The following is a 13,967-nucleotide window of genomic DNA, read 5'->3' as shown; positions in this document are numbered from 1 at the left end:
CCCTGTCCGTCCCCTCCCGACCCCCGGGCTCCGCCCCCGGGTCGCCCCCAGGAGTGGAGCTTCAGCGGCGTTTGCGCAGGGCTCGGGTGACGGCAATGGCCGAGGCCAGGGCGACGGCCGCGGCGGGGGCCGCCCAGCGGAGCGTGGCGCGGGCGTCGGCGGTCTCCGGCGCCGGGACGGGGGCGTAGCGGCCACGCGGCGGGGCGTGGTCCACCTCCTCCGCGCTGCGGCCGATCATCGTCCGCCGCGCATGCGCCGCCTCGGCCACGGCATCCTCCCTGTTCACACGGCTCGGGGCGGGCGGGGCCGGTTCCTCTTCCTCGAAGAGGTGGGCGGAGGGCTCGGCCTCCGGGGCGGGCTCGACCTCCGCTTCCGGCTCGGCCTCGGCCTGCGGCTCCGGCTCAGCCTCCGGCTCCCGTCCCTGCTCCCGTTCCGGCTCGGGTTCCGCCGCGGCCTGTGGCGTCTCCGTCACCTCCGCCAAGTTTTCGACGAACCGGTTCAGCAGGCGGCCCGTGGTCGCGGCGACCGCGTCGGGGGGAAGATCCGCCACGCGGCCGTCCGCGGTGGTGGTCCCGGTGATGGTGACGGTCGTGCCGCCGTCGGAGGGGGCGAGGGTGAGGGTGAGGGTGAGTTTCACGGTGCCGCGGCCGCGCGCCTCGGTGGCGTCGCCCTCGACGGCGTACGAACCGTCGTCCCTTGCGGTGACCCGGACGGCCCCCCGGTAGGTGATGGTGTGGCCGCCGACGCGGACTTTCAGGCGCCCGGAGACGGGCGGCGTCCCGGCGTCCTGCTGGAGTCCGGGGACCGCCCGGGCCACCCGTACGGGATCGGCCAGCGCCTCCCTCAGCCGTTCGGCCTGAACCGGAACGAACACCTCATGCTCCATGTCGGCCGAGCCTACCCAGGACGGCCCGCGCCGCACCCTCGTATCCGGGGATTCGTCCGTCCGCCGTCTCAGTCGGCGTAGCGCGGATGGACCAGTGTGGAGGGCGCCAGGCCGGGTACGCGGGTACGCCACGCGGCGTAAGCGTCGGCGGTGAGGGACGGCTGTGTGAGCGTACGCAGGCGTGGGTCGTGCGGGTCGAGGCGCAGGGGCGTGCCCGTGACGGAGGCCAGGATGAAGCCCCAGTCGCGGGGTGCGCTCGACGCGCCCGCCGTGCGGTCGGGGCCGGCCGCGAAACCGGAGTCCCGGCCGCCGACGCGGTAGGGGGCGGTGCGCAGGCCGGCCGCCCGGAGTGTGGACTCGACCGTCCAGAAGACGCGGGGGCGGGAGGATACGGGGCCGGCGTGGACGGCCAGGCGGCCACCGGGGGCGAGGACGCGGCGCGCCAGGCCGTAGAACTCCTGCGAGTACAGCTTGGTGCTCGCCGTGATCCCGGGGTCGGGCAGATCCGAGATGACCACGTCGTACGTCGACACGGCCCCGCGCAGCCAGCCGAAGGCATCGGCGGTGAACACGTGCACGCGCCGGTCGCCGAACGCGTGCGCGTTGAGCGCCGACAGGGCGGGGTCGGTGCGCGCCAGCCTCACCACCCCCGGGTCGAGTTCGACCACGTCGACGCGGCGCACGCCCGGGTCGCGCAGTACCTCGCGGGTGGCGAGTCCGTCGCCGCCGCCGAGGACGAGCACGCGCGCGTGGGGGCCGTTCATCGCGGGGTGGACCAGCGCCTCGTGGTAGCGGTGCTCGTCGCGGCCGCTGACCCGCAGGCGTCCGTCGAGGAAGAGGTCGAGCGGGCGGCCGTGCGTGCCGCCGGTGAGCACGACCTCCTGGACGCCGGTCTGCAGGGCGACCCGTACGTCCTTGCCGTAGACGGCGCGCCGGGCCGCGCGTTCGAAGTCGTCGACATGGGCGGCGGCCGCGGCGAGCAGCGCGAGGACCAGGACGTTGGCGATGAACAGGAACCAGCGTCCGCGCCGGCTCAAGTCCCCGCGGAACAGGCCCAGTACGAGGGCTCCGCCGGCCAGCGCGTTCACGGTCCCGGTGAGCAGCGCGCCCTCCAGTTGCCCGAGGAGGGGGAGCAGGAGGAAGGGGAAGGCGAGGCCGCCGACGAGGGCGCCGACGTAGTCCGCCGCGAAGAGGTCCGCTACCGCACCGCCCGGGTCCTGGCGGCGGATGCGCTGTATCAGCTCCATGAGGAGGGGGACTTCGGCGCCGATGAGGAGGCCGATGGCGAGGGAGAAGGCCGCCAGGAGATAGCGCGAGCCGCTCGTCCACACTCCGCCCCAGTCGCCGGTCCACGCGAAGACCGCGTACAGGGCCATCGCGCTGCAGCCGCCGACCAGGGCGAGTGCCGCCTCGACGGCGCCGAAGCCGGCCGCGGCGCGGGGGCGCAGGCGTTTCGCGGCAAGCGAGCCGATGCCCATGGCGAAGACCATCACGGAGAGGACCACGGAGGCCTGGGTGACCGAGTCGCCGATCAGATACGAGGCGAGGGCGACGAGTTCGAGTTCGTACACGAGTCCACAGGCCGCGCAGACGAACACGCCCGCGAGGACCAGGAACCGTCCGATGCCCGGGCGGACGGGCAGCCGCGCCTGGCCCTGGACGCGCCAGGGCGGCGGCGCGCCGGGGGGAGCAGGCGCGTGCGGTTCGATCACGCGTGGAACGCTACGTCACGCCACCACGACGCTTCGTCACCCACACGTGTGGAAGTGTCGTCCCGGTGTGTGGCGTCCGGCGCCGATGACGAGTTCGTCGGCAGCCGAAACGGCAGGCAAAACCGCAGGCGAGACGGCGGCCGAAGCATCGCCCCCCTCACAGCACCCCCGCCGTCACCCGTACCCCCACCCTCGTGCGTGTCGCCACCAGTTGGCCGTCCTGCGGGTAGGCGTGCCACGTGCGCCAGTGGACCTGCCCCTCGTGGCGCTGGGCGAGCAGCGCGGTGAAGGCGTGCGGGCTGCCGGGGAAGACGCCGGCGAGTCCGTTGGGGTGGTCGGAGACGAGGGCCAGTAACTCCTGCGCCCGCCCCGCGAAGGACCCGCGGGAGAGTGTCTCGACGCGCGCCGCGAACTCGTACTCCCAGTCGTCGACCCGCTTGGCCACCCCGAGGGGAAGCGGCGTGCTGCTGCCGGCGATGCACGCGACGGTTTCCGAACAGCTGCCCCGCTCCTCCTCCAAGAGGACCTGGTGGGACGCGCCCAGGAGCCGCAACTGCAGTCTCGCCCCGTCGAGTTCGAGGTCGAGGGTGGCGAGCGCGGGGAGCGGCTCGCGCCCCAGCGCCCAAGCCAGGTCGGCCGCGCGCGTGTCGGTGTACGAGGTGTTCAGGGTCGTGAGCATGGGTCGGCTCCGCTAGCACGCAAAAAGGGAGGTGGGGATCCGGCGCACCCGGTCGGTACCTCAGTACCGGGGGATCGGCCCGGTCAGCCCGGTCTGCCCTGTGAGGAAGGGACGATCCGAGGGCTGCTTTGGTGGTTTAGAGGGAATCATGAACTGTGGCGCCGTCACAGCATTTTTACCCAACTTCGTAGGGTTTCCATCCCCCCGAGGGCTCCACAGTTCAACTGTTCAACCACAGCGTGCGCCCGGCGCGCGCCGTAGGGGCGCGGGACGGTGACATCCGCGGCTCCGCCGCGCGGGCGCGACCAGCCCCACCGGCCCGCGGCAGAGGCCCCTCCCCTCGCCCCGCGCCCCACACCCCCGGCGAGGCTCAGCTGCCTCCGCCGCACCCCCCGCCGCACGACGACCCGCCTCCGCAGGACGAGCCGCCCCCGCACGACGAGTGCCCGCCGCACGAGTGACCCCCGTGGTGCCCGCCGGACGAACCGCTGCCGCAGGACGACGCGGCTCCCCCGGCCCCGCCGGCCCACCAACTGCCGGAGCTGTCCGAGGACCCGCCCCGCGAGCGGCGGCCCCGCGCCGAACCCGACGAGCTCTTCGAGAGCCCGACCTTCTTCCGGCCGCGGGCGGCGGCACGCAACGACACGACGAACAGGATGAAGACGACCGCCAGGATGAAGCCGATGAACATGGCGTCACCCTCCTTTCGTTCCCCCGAAGCGACCCCCCGTGGGCGCCTCGCTTCTTGCGTGCCTGGGGGATGCCCTCGCGTCTCACCGGCCAAAGCAGAGTTGAGGAACTTCAGAGGGTTCTTTCGGAGCAACGGCCCCTGACCTGCATAGAAGAGCAGATCAGGGGCCGTCCGAGACTCACTGGGCCGTCTGTGGGCCGTGATCTTCCTGAGAGGCACGCTGAAACACGGTGTCGATGACACGCCGGGCACGCTCGCGGCTGTCGGGCATCAGATGGGCGTACACCCGCAGCGTCAGCGCCGGATCGGCATGCCCCATGTACTCACTGACGGCCTTGATGTTCTCGCCCGCGTCCAAGAGCGCGGAGGCGTAGAAGTGCCTCAGGGCGTGCATGCCGTGCTCGCGCGCCGACTCGTACTTGCCGTTCTCATCCGCTTCCGGAATGAGGCCCGCGACCGCGAGAGCGGGCTTCCACTCCTTGCCGTTGAAGTTGCTGCGCCACACCAAGCCCCCTTGCTCAGCCGTGAAGATCAGTCGGGCGGTCACCTTCGGCCCCTCCGGCACGTCCCACGGCAACGTGATCTCTACGGGCTTGAAGGCGTCCATGTGGGCCCGGAGGGCGTCCGCCACAGCGTCAGGCAGCGGCACGTCCCGCTTCTTACCGCCCTTGGGGAGGGCGAACACCGGGTGCCCTTCCACGTGCTTGATCTGCCGGACCACATGGAGCGTGCGCCCGTCAGCGTCGATGGCGTCCTCAGCCAGCCCGAACACCTCGCCCTGGCGCAGACCGCATCCGGCGCCAACATCGACCATCGCTTGGTACCGATCCAGAAGGGCCGCTCGAACGGCGAACACCTGAGCGGGACCCCACGGAACTACGGGATGCGCGTCAGCCTTGGGCCGCCGGACGCTCCGTGCACCACACGGGTTGCGCGACAACAGCGTGTCGTCAACAGCGGCAGACAGGACCGACTGAACATCCGCGAAGATATTCCGGATGTAGGAAGAGCCCACGCCGGGCTTTGCTTCCAGCACGGCGAGAAGCTCCCTGATGTGCTCCGGCCGGAAGGTCCCGATCGGCCGAGAGCCAAGCACCGGGTAGACGTGCAGCCGCAGGCGCCGGCCGAGTTCCCTCCTAGCGATCGGGCTGGATGTCTTGCTGTCCAACCACTTCTCGGCGTACTCCCGGAACGTGATCCGAACGGACTTGGGGCCGGTGTACTGACCGCGCGTCATGTCCGTCTCGATGGCGCTGAGCCACTTCTCGGCAACTCGCTTCTTGCCGTCGGGGAAGCTCTTGGACTTCTCGGAGCCGTCGGGGCCGACGTACCGAGCCCGGTAACGCATACCCGTGCTGTAGCGGTCGGACTTGACCTTGACCGGCTTGCCGTTCGGGCCAATCTCAGTCTTGTACCAGCGGTCTTGGATGTGCCCGGCCATCAGGCGGCCCCTTCCATCAGGGACTCAACCCAGGCCCGTACGTCCTCAGGGTCGAAGCGGAGGTATCGACCAACCCGGAAGCCTCGCGGTCCGATGCCCTTCCGTCGCCACTGGTAGACGGTCTCAACACTGGGCAGGCGCAGCAGCGTCACGACGTCTTCCGGGGTCAGGTACTGCTCAGGAAGAGCCGTCTTCATGCGCGCACCTCCCAGTCGTCCAGGTCGGCCAGGGCTTCGCGTGCTGTCTCGCGGTTGAGTTGGATGTCCCGGCGGATGTTGGCGGCGAGCCAGGATTCGCCGGGGGTGTGGCCGTGGCCGGCGTAGCTCCAGTGGGAGAGCACGAGGGTGGTGGCCTCCGGGTTGTCGTCGGGGTCGGGCAGGCCGAGGGCGGCGCGTTGCTGGGCGGCGCGGTAGTCGGCGCGGACCCGGCGCAGCGCGCCGAGGGTGGTGGAGTAGCGGCGGGACTTGGTCGAGAAGTGGCCGCGGAAGCCGAGCATGTGAGCCCAGTCCCGCAGCTTCCGGTCCGGGTAGAGCGCGTGGAGGTCGAGGCAGGCCTCCATCAACCGGCGGGGGTGGTCGGGCACGTCGAGCAGCACGAGGGCTTCTTTGTTGCCGATCCGGCGGTCCACGGCACCGGTGGTCTCGGCTGCCTTGGTGGCGTACTTGGCGACGTAGGAGGCGACGGCCTGTTCGGTGAGTTCTTCGCCGTCGCCGAAGGCTTTGATCCGCTGGACGTCGAGCTGTGTGCCCCATCGCAGCGTGCGCGCCGGCTGTGTACGAGCCGGTTGGTCAGGGTCCGGCCGGTACTGGGCCGGGGGTACGTCGACCGCGACGCGGGCAGCGGCGGCACGGATCGCTTCGGTGAGCAGGTCGAGGGTGGCCCAGTGTGGGGGCGGGGTGTCGGGTCCTTCGGGTCCGTCGAAGCGGATCACGGTGTGGAAGTGGACGGCCCCGCGTTTCTGGTATTCGGCAACCTTGCCGAAGGAGACGCGGGACTGTTCGCGGGCGTCTTTCTGGGTGAGGCCGGCACGCTTTGCGATCTCGCGGCGCAGGTAGATCGTGAAGTAGCGCCACAGGTCGGAGGCGTGGTTGTTCCACAGCACGGCGCCCGCGTAGTCGTAGGTCGTCGGGTCGAGCGGGGTGCCGAGTTCGGGCGCGTCCTCGGGGTGCCGTTGGCCGCAGCGGCAGGGCCGGTTGCCGGGGCGGTTGTGGACGGGCCCGAACGAGGGGGCGGTGAGGGTGGCGAAGACGCGGGGGTGATCGCGCACGGTGTGCGGGGTGCCCTTGTCCGGGTCTCCGGTCAGTCCGGCACGGATGAGGTGGTAGGTGTCGCCGGCGTAGGTCCAGGCGCAGGCCGGGCAGCGGGAGGCACGGCGGTTGCCGCAGGCCACCCGGAGCATGCCGCCCGGCTCGTGCTCGGTGCTGTAGGAGTGGAGAACGGTCTTGGTGGTCGGGTCGATCGTCTTCGTCGCGCCGGACAGTCGGATCGGGTCGGAGCAGCCCCCGGTACGGCGGATCTGGTCCTGCCAGCGGTCGAAGTCGGCCGAGCCGGCCACCCTCAGCACATCACCGAGGGTGGCCGGGTCGAGACCCGCCAGGGTGGCGGTGTCGGTCACACGATCACCTCTTGCCGGGCGGTCAGGAAGGCGGTGCCGATCCATTTCGTGTAGGCAGGCGGGATGGCTTCGGTGAGTTTTTCGTGGACGTCGGTCCAGGTGATGCCCATGGCCTGCTGCATCTCGATCACGTCGCCCTTGCCGCCGCCCTTGCCGTAAGCGGCGATGTACGGGCCGTCGCGGTAGACGCCGTGGCGCCAGCCGCGCACGTAGCCCCGGTGCCGCGGATGGGCCGGTTGCACGGTGGACCAGCGGCCGAGTTCGAAGTTCCGATGGCGCAGCACGCCGAGGCTGAACATCTCGCCGCACAGGGAGAGGTCCTTTCGGATCTCCGCGCGGCCGTTGGGCTGCTCGATCACGTAGGGCAGGCCGGTCCTGTCGAGGAGTTCGCGGGTCGGGGCCACGAGGTCTTCGTGCGTGCCGCCCCAGCCGCGCGCGTGGTTCGTGCCCACGGTCAAGGTGTTCTTGGCCTGGCACGGGGGCGAGGCGTGCACCAGGGCGTACCGCTCGATGTTCCCCGTGACGATCAGGTGGACGAGGTATTCGAGCGCGTCGCCCCGGTGGTACGGGAAGGGGTATCGCGGCCGATCGGCGATGTCGCAGCCGTCGACCTGAAACCCGGCATCCTCGTAGCCCTTGCCGGCGGCACCGGCGCGGGAGAACAGGTCCAGCACGCGTGATCGCGGCGTTGTGATCACTGGTTGTCCTCCTTCGGAGGGTGGCGGTCGATCCAGTCCTCGGCACAGACCTTGTGGACGGGCTTGCCCCGGTCGGAGCGCAGCGGGGTGGGTTTGGTGCAGATCACGCACGGCTTGTCGCCGGTGGGGTCGAAGTGCTCGGGGGAGCGCCAGTCGAGGAGAGCCACTGCCGTCACCTCCCGGCGCGGGCGAGGACGGCGACCGGGGCCGTGCGGCCGGTGCCCTTGCAGGCCGGGCAGGTGACGCGGAGGGTGGCGCGGGAATCGTCGCCGTTGCGGGTACCGGTGGTGATCGCGGCGGTGGCGAAGCCGTTGCAGTCACGGCAGACGGGCGTGTTCTGGGCGCGCTGAGGCATGATGAGGCTTCCCTTTCGGGTCCGTTGGATCAGGAAGAGGTCAGGCGCCCGGAGCGGCGGAAGTTTGGCGACCTAGGCCGCTCCGGGGGCCGCTAGCGCTGTTTGTTGACGTCGCTCAGGAGCGAGCGGAGGACGACCGCGCACAGGGCCACCGACATGGCCGTGATGGCGACCGCGAGGAGCATCGAGACCAGGACCGCGCCGACGACGAGGACCACCGCGGTACCGCCACCGACGAGGGCGACGACGGTGCCGGGGGTCAACTGGACGGTGGGCCGTGCCGGGGCCTGCGGCACCGGAACCGAAGCCGGGACGGTGGTGGCCGGTGCGGGGGCCACCGGGGGCGGGGCGGTGTCGGGGGTCGGGTATTTCGGGGTGAACATGGTCTGTTTCCTTCCGGGTCGGGTTACTTGACGGCCGCGCCGACGACGGGTCCGAGGACGCTGTGGGCGATGAGGTAGCCACCGAGCAGGAGCACGGCGACCAGCCACCAGGGCGGGCGGACGAGCTTGACGCCGAGGTATCCGACGACGACCAGGGCGAGCCAGAGCGGAACGTTCATGGCGGTAATCCCCTACGGCTGGCAGCGGTGGGTGCGGGCGGCGAGTTCGGCGGCCGAGCGGTCGTTGTAGTCGGTGGAGAAGCCGCAGCCGGGGGCGGTGCAGGCCGCCGTGTGCCGGTTGCGTCCGCGTCCGTCGAAGTAGGTGCCGACCTCGACCGGGCCGATGCGGATCAGGTTGCGGAAGCGCCGGTAGACGGGCATGTCTGTCCCTTCTGGTCAGGTGAGTTGGAGTTCGGCAGCGATCGCGGCCGTCATCGGGCCGGGCAGTCCGAGCCGGGCGGAGAGAGCATCCGCGCCCATCGGGGTTCCGGTCGTGGCGCGGTGCGATTCGGCGATCTTTCGGGCGTGGTCCAGGAGTGCGACCGGCACCGTCACCGCAGGCACGGCGGGTTCGGGCAGCGCGGCCGGAAGCTCCGGAGCGGTGGGCGGTGCCGGAGTGTCGGCGCGGTGCATGTCGACCTCGGTCACGGCCGGTTGTTCATCCACAGGCTGTGTACGGGGTTCGACGGTGGCCGGGGCGTCGGTGGGTGCGTGGACCAGGAGCGTGCCGCCGAGGAAGGCGAGCGCGGGCCAGCCGGCGACGAGGATGCACAGCCAGGCCGGGACGTTGTGCAGGTCGAGGAGTCCGGCGGTGGCGATGTTCGCGCCGAGCGAGGCGAACAGGGCGATCACGAACCAGGTCCACGCCGACCGGTCCCGGCGTGCGGTCCGCAGCCGGCGCCATGCGGCCACGAGCAGCAGATCGACGCTGATGGGGTAGGCCCATGCCTTCCATCCGGTCTGTCCGGCGGCATCGGCAAGGTCGTGCAGGTGGGCGAAGGACAGCGCACCGGCGATCACGGCCTGTACGAGTACGGCGTCCGGTCGGATCGAACGGGACATGTCCTCACCTCCTTCGCGGGTCGGGCCAGGGGCGGGCGGTGTCCGGCCGCCCGGCCACGGCGGGTTCAGTCGGTGGTGGCTTCGCCGGTGCCGAAGCAGGCCAGGCAGATACCGGCCTGTTTGCCGACGGTGCGGCGCTTGCGGCCCACGTGGACCGTGGTGGCGACCTCCCCGGTGCCTTCGCACGGACCGCACTTCGGCGGAGCCGGGGCGGGGCGCGGGGGCGCTTTCTTCGTGGCCACGGGTCACCAGCCGCCGGGGTACTCGGGGCCGGCGTTGGGGTCGTAGCCGGGCGGGAACAGGCCCGGCGGGGGCTCGGGAAGGGACGCGGCCAGGGACGGGCCGACCAGGCCGATGAAGGTGTCGTCAGCGCCGGACTGGTCGGCGTACAGGGCGAGGGAGCCGAGCAGCAGCACCGTGCGGTGGAAGTCCTCGCAGTGCTCGCACATCGGGTGGTCCTCCTGTTTCAGGCATGGCTCGGGTAGGGACCCGGCGCGAAACGGTCGCGCCAACCGGGATGGGACGGTGTGCTACTCGGTGACCGGCACCGGCTTGACCAGCGGCGGCACGACCTCAGGCGCGGGGCCGACCGGAACGTGCGGACGGAACGGGTCGAGGACGAGCAGGTGCGGGACCAGGTGGGCGAACTCCCGGCACACCGCCATGGCTTCCGCCTGAGTCGTCATCGGCGTACGGATGCGGGACCAGCCACCGGAGGAGTCCGCGGCGACCGCCAGACCCGCCTTGTCCGGCGGGATCGTCGTGACCATCGGGACCGCATCCGGGGCGACATCCCCGAGGCCCATCTCTGCGGTCTGCTTGTCGTTGACGCGGTGCACCACACGCCCGGTGAGCTGAGCACGGAGCATCGTGGCGCCCTTGCCGAGCTCGGAGCCGAAGCGCTGCCCGCAGATCTCCAGGTAGATCCCGGCGGCACGGGCCATCTGCGCCAGCCGGATCAGCGCCGTCACCAGCCGTTCGCGGCGCTCCTCATCCTTCTTCGAGGAGATCAGGAAGAGTTCCGCGATCTCGTCGACGAGAAGCACGATCGGCACCGGCCGCACCTTCTCCGGAAGCTCCCACAGATCCGAGACGCCATACAGGCTCAGCAGGTCGAACCGGGACTCCATCTCCGCCACCAGGACATCGAGCAGTGCGGCGGCACGGTCCGGATCCGTGGCCAGGGCCGACAGACGCGGCGCGTACGCGGACTGTTCCACACCGCGCTTGCAGTCGATCCCCGCCAGCGCCACCGGCAGTTGAGCCAGCCCCTTGACCAGGTTGCGCTGATACATGGACTTACCCGACCCGTTGGCGCCCAGCGTGAGAGCCATCGGGACCTTGCGGTAGTCGCGGACGAACGCGGTTCCGTCCTCCCGCAGCGCCACCGGCACGATCATGTCGTGAGGCTGTGCCTTACGCGGCATCCGCACCCGGCGCAGCACGTCGTACCCGGTCATCCGCAATTCCACGAACCCGGGCTTCGTCTCGATCACGGTGACCGAGTGCACGCCCCAGGCGTGACGGAGCCGTTCCGAGGAGGCGACCACGTCCGCCGGCTCCAGGCCCGCGGGGAGCCGCAGCGTGACCCGCAGACCGGTGGACGTGCCACGGACCCGGCGGATCCTCGGCGGCACCGGCTGCACCTCGCGCCGGGCGACGTTGCGGACCATGAACGCCCGCAGACCCGACGGCTGCACCGTCAGCCCGCACACATCCATCGTCGAGCGGTAGGACAGGATGAAGCGCCCCCAGGCCGCCGGCAGTCCGACCAGCGACCAGTACACGCGCGGCGCGCGGAACTTCGCGTAGCCCAGACCACCGGCACCCGCGAGAGCCCCCGTGGCCTCCAGCCACATTGCCAGGTCGGCCATGATCAGGCCGCCGGGGTGATGGCGACCGCGCGGAACGAGATCCCGTGCCGCTTCTGGCCGTTGAACTCGTTCTCCCAGTCACGCGCCTTCAGACCGATGACCTTGACCGGCAGGCCCGGCGCCAGACCCTCCGGGTAACCCGTCTCCGGGATGGTGACCTGGTAGAGGTTCCCCTCCCCCTCGTCCGAGACCAGCAGGCCCACGGTCGACAGGGCCGCACCCGTCTCCCGGTCCATCGCCCGCTCACCGGTCTTGGCGTTGGCGAGCTTCGGCGTCGGCGCGGTCGCGACGAACACCACGGCGGTCGAAGTGTCGATCTTGAACGACGGCATGAGCACATCCCTCAGTTCTCGGAAGCCACCCCTTGGTGGCCTCTCTAGACATCTCCAGTAGGCACACGTCTCTAGAGACGTCAAGAGAATCTGTATAGAGATGTTGAGGGTGCGAGATTGGGGCTACACGACAGAGCGGGGGCCGCAGCTATGGCCTAGGCTGTCTAGAGAAGAGAGGAGGGCTCCGGAATGACCACCACCGACGACGACCGTCGGCCGAAGTACCAGCGGATCGCGGACTCTCTACGCGGCGCGATCCAGTCGGGCGAGTACGGTCCGGGTGATCGGCTTCCGGGAGAGAACGACCTGATGGCCGCGCATGGCGTGGCCCGCATGACAGCCCGTCAGGCCTTGAGTGTGCTCAAGGACGAAGGCATTGCCGAGTCCCGCAAGGGCGCCGGCGTGTTCGTTCGATCATTCCGCCCGTTGAGGCGTCGGGGTATCCAGCGGCTCGCACGGGAGCAGTGGGGCAGCGGCCGGTCCATCTGGTCCGCCGACATCGATAACCGCACACTCGTGGTGGATCAAGTGACGGTGACGGAGGAAGCCGCACCGGAACCGATCGGGCAGGTGTTGGACCTGGGGGAAGAGGACACCGTCTGCGTGCGACGTCGGCGGTTCGTCCTGGACGGGAAGCCCGTTCTGCTCGCGACGAGCTATCTCCCCACCTCGGTGGTCGCAGGGTCGGCGATCACTCAGGAGGACACGGGGCCTGGTGGAACGTACGCGCGGCTTGCCGAACTTGGGTACAAGCCAGTGCACTTCCGTGAAGAGATCCGCTCGCGCATGCCCACGAAGCACGAGGCGACGCAGTTGAGTATCTCCGCGGGTACACCGGTCCTACTCATCTGCCGGACCGCCTTCGCGGACGAGGGACGCCCCGTCGAGATCAACGAAATGACGCTCGATGCCGCCTCCTACATCCTGGAGTACGACTTCGACGCGTGACGAGTCAGCGTCGGCACCCGGCAGTAAGGTGACCGATCGTCACTACGTCTGGCACAGTCTGCCTATTTCAAGCTTTACCAGCCGGATTGGCGCCATGCGCTGCTAGCGTCCGCGCATGGTGAGCATTCGGATCGGCTTCCCCGGGATCTCCGTCGGGGTGGAAAACATCACTCTCCCAGCGTGGCGGAAGAAAAGGACCGATCCGGCTGGGCCGTTCCTGATCATCGCGCGTGACTGCGGATTAGCCCTCGACACGGCGTGGCGCAACCAGCAGGGAGAAGAGCCTCACTTGTGGGCACCGCATGCAGAGAGGCAGCAACTGTGGCTTCTTCGCCCAAGTGGGGTACCAGGGGAAGTTCTCATCGTTTCAGCAGATAACGGACTCGCGCTCGACTCCACACGTGACTCTCAGAAACCAGACCTGTTGATGTGTGAGCCCCACGCGGAAGCTCACCAGCGCTGGCGGCTGAAAAAGTCGCCTGACGGGGCCGCGTTCGAAGTAGAGGCAGTACACAGCCGACGGCTACTGACGGCTGCCGGAGACTTTAAGCCGACGTGGAAGCCATGGTTTGACGACCGTAGATTCGTACGGGCTCAGCAATGGCTCTTTGCCCTTCCACACGGCGGCGGCTCGACTACGGGATGAGCGGACGACGCCGCTCCCATAACCTCGGGCTCTTCCCCGCTGACGCCAACGCCAGCCACGGGCTTACCCGCTAGACCACCTCGGAGACACGCTGCCGAGCCAGGCCCTTTGGCTAAGCTGTTACAGGTTTCTCTACCTCATCCAGCCACGGGCTTACCCGCTAGACCACCTCGGAGACACGCTGCCGAGCCAGGCCCTTTGGCTAAGCTGTTACAGGTTTCTCTACCTCATCAAGCCCCCGCCCGTTGGGCGGGGGAGGGGGAGATCCCGCCCATCCACAGCCCGCGGGGTCCGGCAGGCCTCAGCCGTGGCGCACTTGGAATGACAAGACACCACCGCACCACCGCGAGGCTCCACAGCTCCCCCACGCATCACCGGCCCCAGGAGCGATCCCTCGGCCCCGGCAGCCGGCCTACGGCTCCATGAGGCAGGGGCGGGGGCTCTCGGCCTTCGGCCATCCGATGCGCTGGCCCCACGGCTTTCCGGCCGTCGCTACGAGGATCACATCCCACCGGCCCGCACTGCGGGCCGGCGCGGGCGCCGGGGGGGGGGGGGGGGGGGGCCCCCCCCGCCCGCGGCCGGCGCCCCCCCCCCCCCCCCCACAAAAAAAAACCAAAAAAAAAACCAAAACAAAAAAACAAAGAAA

19 protein-coding genes are annotated in these 13,967 nt (G+C 70.0%); 2 read left to right on the top strand and 17 right to left on the bottom strand.

Annotated elements, in window-relative coordinates; all coding sequences use genetic code 11:
* Nucleotides 1–61 precede the first annotated feature (61 nt).
* The 17 genes from ACIRA5_RS17680 to ACIRA5_RS17600 all read right to left on the bottom strand — a co-directional run bounded on the left by ACIRA5_RS17680 (nucleotide 62) and on the right by ACIRA5_RS17600 (nucleotide 11,727).
* Entirely contained in the window at nucleotides 62–886 is an 825-nt protein-coding gene (locus tag ACIRA5_RS17680; RefSeq protein ID WP_403691649.1) for an SRPBCC family protein, read from the bottom strand.
* A gap of 68 nt (nucleotides 887–954) precedes the next feature.
* On the bottom strand, nucleotides 955–2,598 hold the full coding sequence (locus tag ACIRA5_RS17675) for a polyamine aminopropyltransferase (protein WP_403691647.1): 1,644 nt from the start codon (nucleotides 2,596–2,598) through the stop codon (nucleotides 955–957).
* 157 nt (nucleotides 2,599–2,755) lie between these two features.
* Complete coding sequence (locus tag ACIRA5_RS17670; protein ID WP_403691646.1) at nucleotides 2,756–3,277, bottom strand: DUF2617 family protein; 522 nt, start codon at nucleotides 3,275–3,277, stop codon at nucleotides 2,756–2,758.
* 869 nt (nucleotides 3,278–4,146) lie between these two features.
* Nucleotides 4,147–5,409 carry a tyrosine-type recombinase/integrase gene (locus ACIRA5_RS17665; protein ID WP_403691644.1) on the bottom strand — a complete coding sequence of 421 codons (1,263 nt, stop codon included), beginning with the start codon at nucleotides 5,407–5,409 and terminating at the stop codon, nucleotides 4,147–4,149.
* Nucleotides 5,409–5,606: a helix-turn-helix transcriptional regulator gene (locus ACIRA5_RS17660; RefSeq protein WP_403691643.1), complete on the bottom strand. Its 198-nt coding sequence runs from the start codon at nucleotides 5,604–5,606 to the stop codon at nucleotides 5,409–5,411. Before ACIRA5_RS17660 ends, ACIRA5_RS17665 begins: the two co-directional genes overlap by 1 nt.
* Entirely contained in the window at nucleotides 5,603–7,024 is a 1,422-nt protein-coding gene (repSA, locus tag ACIRA5_RS17655) for a replication initiator protein RepSA (protein ID WP_403691642.1), read from the bottom strand. Before repSA ends, ACIRA5_RS17660 begins: the two co-directional genes overlap by 4 nt.
* Nucleotides 7,021–7,719, bottom strand: coding sequence for a DNA methylase (locus tag ACIRA5_RS17650; protein ID WP_403691930.1), 699 nt, complete (start codon nucleotides 7,717–7,719; stop codon nucleotides 7,021–7,023). Before ACIRA5_RS17650 ends, repSA begins: the two co-directional genes overlap by 4 nt.
* Nucleotides 7,719–7,889, bottom strand: a complete 171-nt coding sequence (locus ACIRA5_RS17645) for a hypothetical protein (protein WP_403691641.1) — start codon at nucleotides 7,887–7,889, stop codon at nucleotides 7,719–7,721. Before ACIRA5_RS17645 ends, ACIRA5_RS17650 begins: the two co-directional genes overlap by 1 nt.
* 5 nt (nucleotides 7,890–7,894) lie before the next feature.
* Nucleotides 7,895–8,077 (bottom strand): hypothetical protein, encoded by a 183-nt coding sequence (locus ACIRA5_RS17640; RefSeq protein ID WP_403691639.1) that lies wholly within the window; start codon nucleotides 8,075–8,077, stop codon nucleotides 7,895–7,897.
* A 92-nt stretch (nucleotides 8,078–8,169) separates the two neighbouring features.
* A complete protein-coding gene (locus ACIRA5_RS17635) occupies nucleotides 8,170–8,460 on the bottom strand; it encodes a SpdD protein (protein WP_403691638.1) in 291 nt (96 codons plus the stop codon).
* 23 nt (nucleotides 8,461–8,483) lie between these two features.
* Nucleotides 8,484–8,639, bottom strand: coding sequence for a hypothetical protein (locus tag ACIRA5_RS17630; RefSeq protein WP_403691636.1), 156 nt, complete (start codon nucleotides 8,637–8,639; stop codon nucleotides 8,484–8,486).
* Nucleotides 8,640–8,651: 12 nt separating this feature from the next.
* The gene (locus ACIRA5_RS17625; RefSeq protein ID WP_403691634.1) at nucleotides 8,652–8,840 is read right to left on the bottom strand and encodes a mobile element transfer protein; all 189 of its coding nucleotides are present in this window, start codon (nucleotides 8,838–8,840) and stop codon (nucleotides 8,652–8,654) included.
* A gap of 15 nt (nucleotides 8,841–8,855) precedes the next feature.
* A complete protein-coding gene (locus ACIRA5_RS17620) occupies nucleotides 8,856–9,521 on the bottom strand; it encodes a DUF2637 domain-containing protein (RefSeq protein ID WP_403691632.1) in 666 nt (221 codons plus the stop codon).
* Nucleotides 9,522–9,586: 65 nt separating this feature from the next.
* Nucleotides 9,587–9,763, bottom strand: coding sequence for a hypothetical protein (locus tag ACIRA5_RS17615; protein WP_403691631.1), 177 nt, complete (start codon nucleotides 9,761–9,763; stop codon nucleotides 9,587–9,589).
* 3 nt (nucleotides 9,764–9,766) lie between these two features.
* Nucleotides 9,767–9,970, bottom strand: coding sequence for a hypothetical protein (locus tag ACIRA5_RS17610; protein ID WP_403691629.1), 204 nt, complete (start codon nucleotides 9,968–9,970; stop codon nucleotides 9,767–9,769).
* Between the two features lie 81 nt (nucleotides 9,971–10,051).
* On the bottom strand, nucleotides 10,052–11,395 hold the full coding sequence (locus ACIRA5_RS17605) for an FtsK/SpoIIIE domain-containing protein (protein ID WP_403691628.1): 1,344 nt from the start codon (nucleotides 11,393–11,395) through the stop codon (nucleotides 10,052–10,054).
* 2 nt (nucleotides 11,396–11,397) lie between these two features.
* Entirely contained in the window at nucleotides 11,398–11,727 is a 330-nt protein-coding gene (locus ACIRA5_RS17600) for a hypothetical protein (RefSeq protein ID WP_403691626.1), read from the bottom strand.
* 189 nt (nucleotides 11,728–11,916) lie between these two features.
* Here ACIRA5_RS17600 and ACIRA5_RS17595 point away from each other — a divergent pair, with 189 nt between their 5' ends.
* The gene (locus ACIRA5_RS17595; RefSeq protein WP_403691624.1) at nucleotides 11,917–12,675 is read left to right on the top strand and encodes a GntR family transcriptional regulator; all 759 of its coding nucleotides are present in this window, start codon (nucleotides 11,917–11,919) and stop codon (nucleotides 12,673–12,675) included.
* A 115-nt stretch (nucleotides 12,676–12,790) separates the two neighbouring features.
* Complete coding sequence (locus ACIRA5_RS17590) at nucleotides 12,791–13,321, top strand: RICIN domain-containing protein (protein ID WP_403691623.1); 531 nt, start codon at nucleotides 12,791–12,793, stop codon at nucleotides 13,319–13,321.
* Nucleotides 13,322–13,967 lie beyond the last annotated feature (646 nt).

The organism is Streptomyces sp. NPDC096311 (genome assembly GCF_044763085.1).
In the GTDB taxonomy this organism is placed as follows: Bacteria; Actinomycetota; Actinomycetes; order Streptomycetales; family Streptomycetaceae; genus Streptomyces.
Note: the sequence above shows the minus strand (reverse complement) of the source record. Positions and strands in the feature narration are given on the sequence as shown.

What these genes read in the sequence shown, in the direction of transcription:
- ACIRA5_RS17665 (WP_403691644.1), bottom strand. Translation starts at nt 5,409, where the DNA reads ATGGCCGGGCACATCCAAGACCGCTGGTACAAGACTGAGATTGGCCCG.
- ACIRA5_RS17630 (WP_403691636.1), bottom strand. Translation starts at nt 8,639, where the DNA reads ATGAACGTTCCGCTCTGGCTCGCCCTGGTCGTCGTCGGATACCTCGGC.
- ACIRA5_RS17600 (WP_403691626.1), bottom strand. Translation starts at nt 11,727, where the DNA reads ATGCCGTCGTTCAAGATCGACACTTCGACCGCCGTGGTGTTCGTCGCG.
- ACIRA5_RS17660 (WP_403691643.1), bottom strand. Translation starts at nt 5,606, where the DNA reads ATGAAGACGGCTCTTCCTGAGCAGTACCTGACCCCGGAAGACGTCGTG.
- ACIRA5_RS17640 (WP_403691639.1), bottom strand. Translation starts at nt 8,077, where the DNA reads ATGCCTCAGCGCGCCCAGAACACGCCCGTCTGCCGTGACTGCAACGGC.
- ACIRA5_RS17605 (WP_403691628.1), bottom strand. Translation starts at nt 11,395, where the DNA reads ATGGCCGACCTGGCAATGTGGCTGGAGGCCACGGGGGCTCTCGCGGGT.
- ACIRA5_RS17610 (WP_403691629.1), bottom strand. Translation starts at nt 9,970, where the DNA reads ATGTGCGAGCACTGCGAGGACTTCCACCGCACGGTGCTGCTGCTCGGC.
- ACIRA5_RS17635 (WP_403691638.1), bottom strand. Translation starts at nt 8,460, where the DNA reads ATGTTCACCCCGAAATACCCGACCCCCGACACCGCCCCGCCCCCGGTG.
- ACIRA5_RS17680 (WP_403691649.1), bottom strand. Translation starts at nt 886, where the DNA reads ATGGAGCATGAGGTGTTCGTTCCGGTTCAGGCCGAACGGCTGAGGGAG.
- ACIRA5_RS17620 (WP_403691632.1), bottom strand. Translation starts at nt 9,521, where the DNA reads ATGTCCCGTTCGATCCGACCGGACGCCGTACTCGTACAGGCCGTGATC.
- ACIRA5_RS17625 (WP_403691634.1), bottom strand. Translation starts at nt 8,840, where the DNA reads ATGCCCGTCTACCGGCGCTTCCGCAACCTGATCCGCATCGGCCCGGTC.
- ACIRA5_RS17595 (WP_403691624.1), top strand. Translation starts at nt 11,917, where the DNA reads ATGACCACCACCGACGACGACCGTCGGCCGAAGTACCAGCGGATCGCG.
- ACIRA5_RS17590 (WP_403691623.1), top strand. Translation starts at nt 12,791, where the DNA reads ATGGTGAGCATTCGGATCGGCTTCCCCGGGATCTCCGTCGGGGTGGAA.
- ACIRA5_RS17670 (WP_403691646.1), bottom strand. Translation starts at nt 3,277, where the DNA reads ATGCTCACGACCCTGAACACCTCGTACACCGACACGCGCGCGGCCGAC.